The sequence below is a fragment of the Roseinatronobacter sp. genome, assembly GCF_051859525.1.
Lineage (GTDB): Bacteria > Pseudomonadota > Alphaproteobacteria > Rhodobacterales > Rhodobacteraceae > Roseinatronobacter.
The window spans coordinates 1-9,988 of sequence record NZ_JBHYFM010000041.1 but is presented as its reverse complement, the minus strand read 5'-3'; the positions used below and the strand labels follow the sequence as shown (position 1 = coordinate 9,988).

11 protein-coding genes are annotated in these 9,988 nt (G+C 59.3%); 7 read left to right on the top strand and 4 right to left on the bottom strand.

Features of this window, described 5'->3' with window-relative positions; genetic code table 11:
* Nucleotides 1–411: 411 nt before the first annotated feature.
* The 4 genes from ACTIE1_RS16465 to ACTIE1_RS16450 form a co-directional block, all read right to left on the bottom strand.
* On the bottom strand, nt 412–1,239 hold the full coding sequence (locus ACTIE1_RS16465; protein ID WP_439562167.1) for a C40 family peptidase: 828 nt from the start codon (nt 1,237–1,239) through the stop codon (nt 412–414).
* On the bottom strand, nt 1,236–2,645 hold the full coding sequence (locus tag ACTIE1_RS16460) for a leucyl aminopeptidase family protein (RefSeq protein WP_439562166.1): 1,410 nt from the start codon (nt 2,643–2,645) through the stop codon (nt 1,236–1,238). Before ACTIE1_RS16460 ends, ACTIE1_RS16465 begins: the two co-directional genes overlap by 4 nt.
* A 181-nt stretch (nt 2,646–2,826) precedes the next feature.
* Nucleotides 2,827–3,207 (bottom strand): hypothetical protein, encoded by a 381-nt coding sequence (locus ACTIE1_RS16455; RefSeq protein ID WP_439562165.1) that lies wholly within the window; start codon nt 3,205–3,207, stop codon nt 2,827–2,829.
* A gap of 173 nt (nt 3,208–3,380) precedes the next feature.
* Nucleotides 3,381–3,773: an SgcJ/EcaC family oxidoreductase gene (locus ACTIE1_RS16450; RefSeq protein ID WP_439562164.1), complete on the bottom strand. Its 393-nt coding sequence runs from the start codon at nt 3,771–3,773 to the stop codon at nt 3,381–3,383.
* 107 nt (nt 3,774–3,880) lie between these two features.
* Here ACTIE1_RS16450 and ACTIE1_RS16445 point away from each other — a divergent pair, with 107 nt between their 5' ends.
* From ACTIE1_RS16445 to ACTIE1_RS16415, 7 genes are all read left to right on the top strand, one after another.
* Nucleotides 3,881–4,201 (top strand): HNH endonuclease, encoded by a 321-nt coding sequence (locus ACTIE1_RS16445; RefSeq protein WP_439562163.1) that lies wholly within the window; start codon nt 3,881–3,883, stop codon nt 4,199–4,201.
* 108 nt (nt 4,202–4,309) lie between these two features.
* Nucleotides 4,310–4,666 (top strand): hypothetical protein, encoded by a 357-nt coding sequence (locus ACTIE1_RS16440; RefSeq protein WP_439562162.1) that lies wholly within the window; start codon nt 4,310–4,312, stop codon nt 4,664–4,666.
* A 148-nt stretch (nt 4,667–4,814) separates the two neighbouring features.
* Nucleotides 4,815–5,726, top strand: coding sequence for a pirin family protein (locus ACTIE1_RS16435; protein WP_439562161.1), 912 nt, complete (start codon nt 4,815–4,817; stop codon nt 5,724–5,726).
* Between the two features lie 62 nt (nt 5,727–5,788).
* Complete coding sequence (gene ygfZ, locus ACTIE1_RS16430; RefSeq protein ID WP_439562160.1) at nt 5,789–6,535, top strand: CAF17-like 4Fe-4S cluster assembly/insertion protein YgfZ; 747 nt, start codon at nt 5,789–5,791, stop codon at nt 6,533–6,535.
* 63 nt (nt 6,536–6,598) lie between these two features.
* Nucleotides 6,599–7,594 carry a DMT family transporter gene (locus ACTIE1_RS16425; protein ID WP_439562159.1) on the top strand — a complete coding sequence of 332 codons (996 nt, stop codon included), beginning with the start codon at nt 6,599–6,601 and terminating at the stop codon, nt 7,592–7,594.
* Nucleotides 7,595–7,713: 119 nt separating this feature from the next.
* Nucleotides 7,714–8,802 carry a histidinol-phosphate transaminase gene (gene hisC / locus ACTIE1_RS16420; RefSeq protein ID WP_439562158.1) on the top strand — a complete coding sequence of 363 codons (1,089 nt, stop codon included), beginning with the start codon at nt 7,714–7,716 and terminating at the stop codon, nt 8,800–8,802.
* On the top strand, nt 8,799–9,713 hold the full coding sequence (locus ACTIE1_RS16415) for a prephenate/arogenate dehydrogenase family protein (RefSeq protein WP_439562157.1): 915 nt from the start codon (nt 8,799–8,801) through the stop codon (nt 9,711–9,713). The genes hisC and ACTIE1_RS16415 overlap by 4 nt, the downstream gene beginning before the upstream one ends.
* Nucleotides 9,714–9,988: the final 275 nt, after the last annotated feature.

The following is a 9,988-nucleotide window of genomic DNA, read 5'->3' as shown; positions in this document are numbered from 1 at the left end:
GGGTAGCTCAGGGGTAGAGCAGTGGATTGAAAATCCTCGTGTCGGTGGTTCGATTCCGCCCCCGGGCACCATTTAACGAGCGCTTTGTTTGAGCGATAGCTGCGCTTTCGCAGGTAGCTTATAGGTTGCCTCGAAGGTATTGCTCGTGCTGCTCTGTCGTCATGGTCTCCGATATCGTGGCAGGATATACAGTTTTAGCTCGCTTGCGCCATCCTGTTGCACTGGAACCAGACCCAAAGCCCTGCGGTGGCGCGGGGCAGGTCGGTCATTGAACCGCGATCTGTTATGTGCCGGTGCACATATTCTGCTTGAATATATTGTTCAAAACCGGGAGCTGATTTTGAGCTTCCTGAACACTTGAAATCAATAAGTTAGAGCATGCCTCAAGCATGCGAATGAATGTGACATGCTTTAGAAACGGGGGCGGCTGTGGCCAATGAATGCGGCTTCCGGTGCAATCCGGCGCATGGCGGACAAGCGGCCCTCGACGGTGACCGACATGCTGTGTGCATTGGCGTGTAGAATGGTGTCATGGTCGCTGACAAAGGCCACATGCCCCTTCCAGAACAGCAAATCACCGCGTCGCGGGGGCGTGCCCGATACCAGCGGCTTCCCGAAGGCGTGTGCCTGCAAATCACTATCGGCCGGACAAGGCTGTCCACAGGCGTTGAACGCGACCTGCACAAGTCCGGAGCAGTCAATGCCCGCGCTTGTGTTCCCGCCCCACAAATAGGGTGTGCCGAGCAGCAATTCGGCAACGCTTACCGGATCGGTTGCGCGGTGTTCCAGCAAGCAGACATGTTGCGCGGGCACCCAATATCCGCACTCTGTGCGCAGGAACGGCCCTTCCTTGTCAGTGACAAGCAGCTGGGCATTCAGCGACAGCGTGCAAATGTCGGGGCTTTTCAGGTTCGGGCGGGCGTAAAGATGGGTTGCGCGCGTGCAAACACGATGGGTTACCGTGTGGTCGGGTGTCAGTGCGGTGTCGGACACCCAGCCGCAATACCCGTCAGCCTGCATTTGCACGAAGGAATATCCATCGTGCTGATCAATAAGGGTCACAGCCGCGCCGCGCAGGACCTGCCTGTCGCGCGGGCCGTCAGGGCGGCGCAGCAAATCGGCCACTGGCGCACGGCAGCGCATGGCGGTGCCGGTGGTGTATTGCGGGGCATCAAGCGAATTGCGCAGCACCTCCAGGGCGATGCGTCCGCTGAAAGGGGTCAGGCGCGCATCCGTCACAGGTTCAACGCGGCCGGCAGTGCGTCGAAGATGGCGCGGGCGGCCTGGCCAATCCCGCCTTTCGGGCAGGCAGGTGCCGCATTGGGCTGATAGCCATAGATGTCAAAATGAACGAATCGCGGGGAATTCTCGACAAACCTGTGCAGGAACAGTGCTGCGGTGATTGCACCGGCCATTCCCCCGCTGGGGGCGTTGTCCAGATCGGCAATTCCGGGCTGGATTTTGGTTTCATATCCCGGATGCAATGGCAGCGGCCACACCGGATCGCGCACTGCCGCGCCTGATTGCTGGAGTGCCGCACTCAGGGCCTGATCGCGGGTGAAGAAGGGCGCGACTTCCGGCCCAAGCGCCACGCGTGCCGCGCCTGTCAATGTGGCCATGCAAACAATCATGTCGGGCGTGTCTTCATCTGCCAGTGCCAGTGCGTCGGCCAATACCAGCCGCCCCTCGGCGTCGGTGTTGTTGACCTCGATGCTCAGTCCCTTGCGTGATTGCAGAATGTCACCGGGCCGCATGGCATTGCCCGACACGGCATTTTCAACTGCGGGCACGATCACCCGCAGGCGCACCGGCCACCCCTGTGCCATGATCATCTGCGCAAGCCCCATTACGGTTGCCGCGCCGCCCATATCCTTTTTCATCAACCCCATTGATGCGCCCGGTTTCAGGTTCAGCCCGCCTGTGTCAAAGCAAACCCCCTTGCCCACCAAGGTCAGTTGTGGGCCGCTATCGCCCCAGCGCATGTCCAGCAGGCGCGGGCTGCGATCCGATGCGCGGCCAACAGCGTGGACCAGCGGGAAGTTCTGATACAGCAGGTCATCACCGTAAATCACCGACACATCTGCGCCGAAGCTGTTCGCAAGCCCGACAAAGGCGGCCTCCAATTCCTCTGGTCCCATATGGGATGCCGGTGTGGTGATAAGGTCGCGGGTCAGGGCCTCGCCTTCGGCAATCGCTTCCAGCCTTGCTACGTCAACCGCTGCGGGTGCGACCATGTCGGCAAGCGGATGCTGTGCCGTGCTGCGGAACCTGTCATAGCGATATCCCGCCAGCAGCCAGCCCAGCATTTCCTCGTCCATCGATGCGCAGGAAGACGCATGTTCCAGATGAAAGGTCACGGAAGGCAGTTTGGGGCGCGCGCCACCAAGGCAAAAGCGGCTGCGCTGGCGGTCCGTGTCTGACCCAAGGCCGACGGCTGCGGCAACAAGCGCCCCGTCCGGATCAGGAACAAGGGCGACAGTGCCGGAATTTGCTGTGAAACCTGTTGCCTCCAGCCATGCACGCATGCGTCGGGGTTGCATGTCCAGCCAGCTTGGAAGTTCATCCTTGCTGACAAGGTGCAACGGAACAGTGCGGCCTGTCGCGGCAGCAAAACGCAGGGCGGGGTGGGGTGTGAACTCGGTCATGATCGCTTTTCAATCGGTGTCGGATATGTCCGACACTAGATCACATTCACCAGCAGGGGAAACCGGATTCGCGCCGCAATTTGGCGGCATGTGCAGGATTTGCACATATGCAGTATGTGACACGGGCTGATTGTGGGGCATGTTGGTATGAAATCGCTACGGTGTCACAGCCCGCACATAATTACATCTGAAGAAGCGGAAGCTCCCATAAATCCACGAATGATCTGTCGCCCACCCGCGCCGCACGCTGCCACAGGGCATGTATTGCGGGGTTATCCTGACCTTGGCAGGCGGATTCAAGCTGGGCAAGGATTGCTGCCAGTGAGATCAGCCCGATATCTTCGGCATATATGCGGGCCGATTGTGTGTATTGCGGAACCTGATCGATTTTGTTGTCCCGCAGCGCGGTCTCGGTGTCGCGCAGGCAGCGGGCCAGATGTCCCATTGCCGTCATGATGGTCATTTCTGCCTGCACAGCGCCCATGCGCCTGAACATACCCGCGATACGGTTTGAATCGACGTCGATGGCGTCACGTTGCCTAAGGTGAACGACTGTTCCCATTGCTGCCCCTTTGCCGTTTCACGTTGCCACGCACAGAAATATGCCCGAAGCACATCTGACTTTCTGCGCCGTACCAAACATACAAAGGGAATAAATTAATTATAAAATGCAGCAAGAATAAGGCAGGGATTTCAGGCCGTGCCCGCGCAGGGCCTGAAAATAGGTGTTTTGTGTCATTCCGGCATCGCCGATGAGTGGTGTTCGATGATTTTCCACCCGCCATCATACCAACGATAGATGAATGTGTACCGGCAAATCACCTTGGTTTCGACCTCCTCGCCTGTCAGGGTGATTTCATAGACACCGGAATTCACGGACAGGTTGTCGAACAGCCTGATGTTCTGGTCCATCACCCTTGCACGCGGCTGGAACTTCAGGAAGGACGTGAAGTAATCGCGGATCGCTTCGGGTGTTTTGCGAACTTCGTTGGACACGGTCGGCAACAATATCGCGTCAGGTGCATAAAGCGCGGCAACAGTTCCGGGATCGCGGGTCTGAAGCGCTGCGTCCCAGTTCTCCAGCAATTGTGCAATCTCGGCGGAATCATGTTGTCTTTCAGATGTCATTCTCGTGTATCCCCCCTAAAACTGCTTTCACTGAAACTTGGTTTGCCTGATGCATCGGTCCAACTGTAAATAAGGTTCGTCTTTCGGGCAAGTCAGGGTCTGTCATAATGACAAATACGTCCTATCCGCAGGTTGATCCGATTTGTCCGTTATGCGGTCGGCCCATTCCGGAAAATGTTCCGCAAAGTCAGCACCATCTGGTCCCGAAACTGCGCGGGGGCAAGGGCGGGCCGGTGGTTCTGCTGCATCATATTTGTCACCGTGAAATTCATGCCGCACTAAGCGAAAGTGACCTTGCGCGACATTTCAACACAGTCGAGGCCCTGCGCGCGCATCCAAGGCTGGCGAAATTTGCCGCCTGGGTCGCAAAACGGCCACCCGATTTCGCGTCGCGGGTGCCCGGACGCAGACGACAATCGCGCCGCTAACCGCTTGTTAAACTGCGTCTGGTATTGTGATCCATGGCGCAGATCCACTGCTGCGCGACATATCCTGGCTTGCAACAAAACTGATACTCCAGCCCGAAGGGGAATTTTATGCGGCGTTCCGAACCCTTGTCGATGCGGCAGGCCAGAGTTGGCATTGTCGCCAACCCTGCCGTGATCAGGCTGCCGGTCCATCCGCCGCGCGATGTGTGGACAAGATGGCCCGACATGCGGTCGCGGCGGCGCTATCACGGTGCCCGCCCCGTTGATTCCGCGCAGCATTTTGGTGATCCTGTGCTGGACGGGGTTTTGCTGGGCGATTTTGCGCGCAGGTTGCGGGCTGGCGAGTGTGACGAGGCCGCGGGTACGCGCGGCTGGACCCGTGTCGCGCACAAGGTCTTGCCCCTTGCTGGTGTTCTGGCGCTACTATGCGGTGCCGCTGCGTTGGCGTTTGTCCTGCTGCGCTAGGCCGTGGGCATGTGTCGCTAATCTGGCCGGGCGTGCGGTGGCCTGTGCGTAATTGAACATGACGGGTTCATAAAATCGCAGTTGTAAACGATCATATCCGGAACGATCTTCGTATCAATCCGCAGCGACACAATGATCGGAGTCCGATATGTCCATTCGCCCCACACTCGAAACCCGCAAGGCTGTGCCCACCATGGAAGGGGCAGGCGTCCATTTGCACCGCGCATTCGGCTTTCAGGACCCGAGCGAGCTGGACCCGTTCTTGCTGTTCGATGACTTCCGCAATGAAATTCCCGAACATTACCTGCGTGGCTTCCCGTGGCATCCGCATCGCGGCATAGAAACCATCACCTATGTGCTTGCCGGCGAGGTGGAGCATGGGGACAGCCTTGGCAACCGTGGAACGCTTGGTGCGGGCGATGTGCAGTGGATGACGGCGGGGTCGGGCATTATGCATCAGGAAATGCCGCGCGGGAACGCCAGGGGCCAGATGCACGGCTTCCAGCTTTGGGCAAACCTGCCCGGCAGCCTTAAAATGACCGCGCCGCGTTATCAGGATGTCCAGTCCGGTGAAATTCCCGAAGTTATTGACGATGACGGCACACGCGTGCGCGTGGTGGTTGGCGAATTCTGGGGCAAGCGTGGCCCAGTGGACGGGATTGCCGCCGATCCGCAATATCTGGATATATCCGTCCCGCCGGGCGTGCGAAAAACCTTCAAGGTGGATACCTACCGACGTGCGTTTGCCTATGTATTCGCGGGGTCCGGCGCGTTTGCGGATGCGTCGCAGCCAACAGGCGTGTTGCTGGAAAAAGAAGTCATGGGCGAGGAAGTGAATATCCGCGACATGTCCGGTGACCGGACCCTGATCCGCTTTGGCACCGGCGAGGAAGTGACCGTTCAAGCCGGAGAGGAAGGCGTGCGCTTCTTGCTGGTCTCGGGCGCACCCTTGCAGGAACCCGTTGCATGGCATGGGCCGATTGTCATGAACACCCGCGAGGAAATCCAGCAGGCCATGCGGGAATTGCGCAACGGCACCTTCATCCGGCCTGCGCACTGATCCCCCTGTTCCGGACATGGTCTGGTGACTATACTTACAGTCACATCAGCCAGGAGGATGTATTGAAACGCGCCATCATCAAACTGTCCGGCACAGACCCTGCTGCATTCTTGCAGGGTCTTGTCACCAATGACGTCCGCAGGCTTGGCCCGAAGGAACCAGTTTATGCCGCGTTGCTGACACCACAGGGGAAATATCTGGCCGATTTCTTTGTTGTGGCATGGGGCGATGATATTCTGCTTGATGTTGCCGAACCCTTGGCTGACGATCTGTTCAAACGCCTGAGCATGTACAAGCTGCGATCCCCTGTCGCGCTGGAACGTGCTGATATTCCGGTCAGCCGCGGCACAGGGCCGATGCCGGAAGGGGCCGTTGCGGACCCGCGCCACCCCGCCATGGGCTGGCGGTTATACGGGACGGACCTGCCCGATGATGGCACAGATTGGGATGCGCTGCGCGTGGCCCATTGCGTGCCCGAATCCCTGATCGAGCTTGTCCCCGGTGAAACCTTCGTGCTGGAAGCCGGTTTGCCGCGACTGAATGGCGTTGATTTTCGCAAGGGGTGCTATGTCGGGCAGGAAGTTACGGCGCGCATGCATCACAAGACCGACCTGCGCAAAGGGTTCGTGACGGTCGCAATCCGCGGTGCGGCGCCGGTCGGTGCGGATATCATGGCAGGCCAGAAAGTTGCCGGGCAGGTATTCACCCAAAAGGGCGGGCAGGCAATCGCGTATCTGCGGTTTGATCGGGCGCAACCGGCCATGCAGGCGGGTGATGCCGTGATTGACTGGCATCCGGCGTCCAGCTGACTTGATCGTGAATGCACAGGCATGATAGCGGTATCATGTCAGGGCAGTGAAAGATCAACCGCAATGAGCCGTATCTTCAAATCTCCTTTCGCGGGGCCGCTACTGGCCCTGATCGCGTATGCCCTGTTTTCAGCGCATGATGTGGTCGTTAAAACACTTGGCGGCAGTTACAGCCCTGTCCAGATTGTATTTTTCAGCGTTTTGCTAAGTCTGCCGCTCGCGTTTTTGATGCTGATGCGCGACAAGACCGATGGCAACCTGCTGCCGCGTCGTCCGGGATGGACAGCGTTGCGAACGGCCGCTGCGGTATGGACCGGCGTCAGCGTATTTTATGCCTTCACGGTTTTGCCGATGACGCAGGTTTACGCGATCCTTTTTGCGACGCCGCTGCTGATTACCCTGCTGTCCGTCCCCATGTTGGGCGAGAAGGTCGGCTGGCGGCGCAGCGGCGCTGTTGTCGTGGGCTTGATCGGTGTCTTGATTGTTTTGCGGCCGGGGCAGGGGGACGGCATCAGCCTTGGGCATCTGGCGGCGCTGCTGGGGGCATTGGGCGGCGCTGTATCCGCGATCATCGTGCGCAAAATCGGGCAGGAAGAACGCAATGTTGTTTTGCTTGTCTATCCGTTGATGGCCAATCTCGGGGTTATGGGGCTGGCCTTGCCGTTTGTATACCAACCGATGCCGCTTGCCGATCTGGGCGCATGGGCCGCGATGGCAGCGATGGCGTTTGTTGCCAGTCTGTGTGTGATCGCTGCCTATAAGCTGTCATCTGCGATCCAGATTGCCCCGATGCAATATTCCCAGATCATCTGGGCCGCGTTGTTTGGCGCCATTTTCTTCGGCGAGGCGCTGGATGCGTTTACTGTCCTTGGTGCGGCAGTCATCATTTCAAGCGGCGTGTATATCGTGATGCGTGAAGATTCCGCCAAAGTGTCCGAGAATCGTCCCGTTCTGGGAACCCGCACCCGCACCGAGACAGGCACATTCCCCCGCGCCAGCCAGTTGGGCCGCTTCGATGAGGACAGTGACAGCAAAGGCGTGGACGACAAAACCGACTAGGTGACGCGGCACAAGTGCAACGCCTGCAACGCCTTGCTGAACTGGTGAACTTCTGCACTGGTCTCGGGGGGGGCAGGGCGCTATGACATGCGCTGAATATTGCCGAAGGACGACCCAGCATGAGTACTGCTATTCAACCGCAACCCGGTATTCTGGATATTGCCCTGTATCAGGGCGGCACATCCAAGATTGCCGGACGTGATGATGCCGTGAAATTGTCGTCAAATGAAAACCCATTCGGGGCGGGCGACCTGGCGCGGCAGGCATATTTGCGCGCGGGCCATGATCTGCATCGTTACCCGTCCACCGACCATGCCGCGCTGCGCGGCGCGATTGCCGCGCGGTTCGGGCTGGACCCCGCGCGCATCATTTGCGGCGCGGGCTCGGATGAGATCATAACCTTCCTGTGTCAGGCCTATGCAGGCCCGGGTGATGAAGTGGTCTACAGCCAGCACGGCTTTCTGATGTATCGCATTTCCGCACTGGCTGCGGGCGCGACACCGGTTGTCGCGCCGGAACAGAACCGGACCACCGATGTCGATGCAATTCTTGCCGCCTGCACCGACCGCACGCGCCTTGTGTTCATTGCAAACCCGAACAACCCTACGGGCACGATGGTCCCGCTGGCCGATCTGGAACGCCTTGCGCAGAACATGCCGCCCAACGCGCTGCTGGTTCTGGACGGGGCATATGCCGAATATGCCGACGGGTATGACGGCGGCGCGGCGCTGGTGGATGCGCGGCAAAATGTGGTGATGACGCGCACGTTTTCAAAACTTTTCGGCCTTGGTGGCCTGCGCGTGGGCTGGGGCTATGGTCCGCAGCACGTCATTGACGTGCTGTCGCGGGTGCGTGGCCCTTTCAACCTGTCGAGCACACAACAGGATGTCGCCGAAGCCGCATTGGGTGATGATGCCCATATCGCCCGCAGCCTGGCCGAGAATGCGCGTATGCGTGTCTGGCTGGCGGACAGGCTGAATGCCATCGGGGTGGCCACGGACCCGTCATTCGCCAATTTCGTACTGGCGCGCTTTCGTGATCCTGCGCAGGCGGATGCTTGTAATGCGGCATTGCTGGCGGATGGTCTGATTGTTCGCAAGGTGGACAGCTATGGCCTGCCGGAATGCCTGCGCATTACCATTGGCGACGAATCTGCCTGCCGGCGCGTGCTGCATGTGATCACCCAATTCATGGAGCAACAAACATGAGCGCAATTTACCAGCGCGTCGCTTTCATTGGTCTGGGGCTGATTGCATCGTCCATGGCGCATGCCATCCGTCGCGCTGGGCTGGCTGGGCATATTGTGGGCACCGCGCGCTCTGCCGAGACCCGTCAGATCGCAGGTGAAATCGGCTTGGTTGACACTGTCACCGAAACCGCTGCCGAAGCCGTCGTCGGGGCGGACTTGATTGTGCTGTGCGTCCCTGTGGGCGCGATGGCGGAAATCGCACAGGAAATTGCGCCGTTTCTGGACGCCGGTGCGACCGTCACCGATGTCGGCTCGGTCAAACAGGCGGTGATCGATGCTGTTGCGCCGCATTTGCCTGACCATGCGAATTTCATTCCCGGCCATCCGCTTGCGGGGACCGAACATTCCGGCCCCCGCGCGGGGTTCGCGGAATTGTTCGACAACCGCTGGTGTATCCTGACCCCGATTGACGGGAATGACAGTCCCGAACTCCAGCGGTTGATTTCCTTCTGGCAGGGGATCGGTGCGCATGTCGATCTGATGGACCCGCCGCATCATGACCTTGTGCTGGCGGTCACCAGCCACACACCGCATTTGATCGCCTATACGATGGTGGGCGTTGCCGATGATCTGCGTCGCGTAACCGACAGCGAGGTGATCAAGTATTCCGCAGCGGGGTTTCGGGACTTCACGCGAATCGCTGCATCCGACCCGACAATGTGGCGCGATGTGTTCCTGACCAACAAGGACGCCACCCTGGAGGTGCTGGGCCGCTTCACCGAGGAGCTTTTCGCCCTGCAACGTGCGATTCGCACTGGCGATGGCGCGTTGCTGCATGACTATTTTTCGCGCACCCGAGCGATTCGTCGGGGAATCATCGAGGCGGGTCAGGATACGGCTGCCCCCGATTTCGGTCGCGCGAAGCGCTGAAGGATCACTATCGCGGCGTTTTTCGGATTGTCGGCGGCCTCTCAAGGCCGCCGTTTCGCTTTTCAGGGGCAGGCACGGGCAAGATTGCAGTGCCCTGCAACGGGGCTGGCGTTCCGGCCAGGATTTTCGCATTCGCCCGCGCCCTTGTTTACAAGGGTTTGACGCCTTGCCTTGTCTTTTTTTCATTTTTTCTTTGATTTGTCTCTTGCGTGTATTTGTTTGATTGCCTAGATAGCGCTTCACCGGCGGCGGGAACGCGGTTGGTTGCCTTGGGC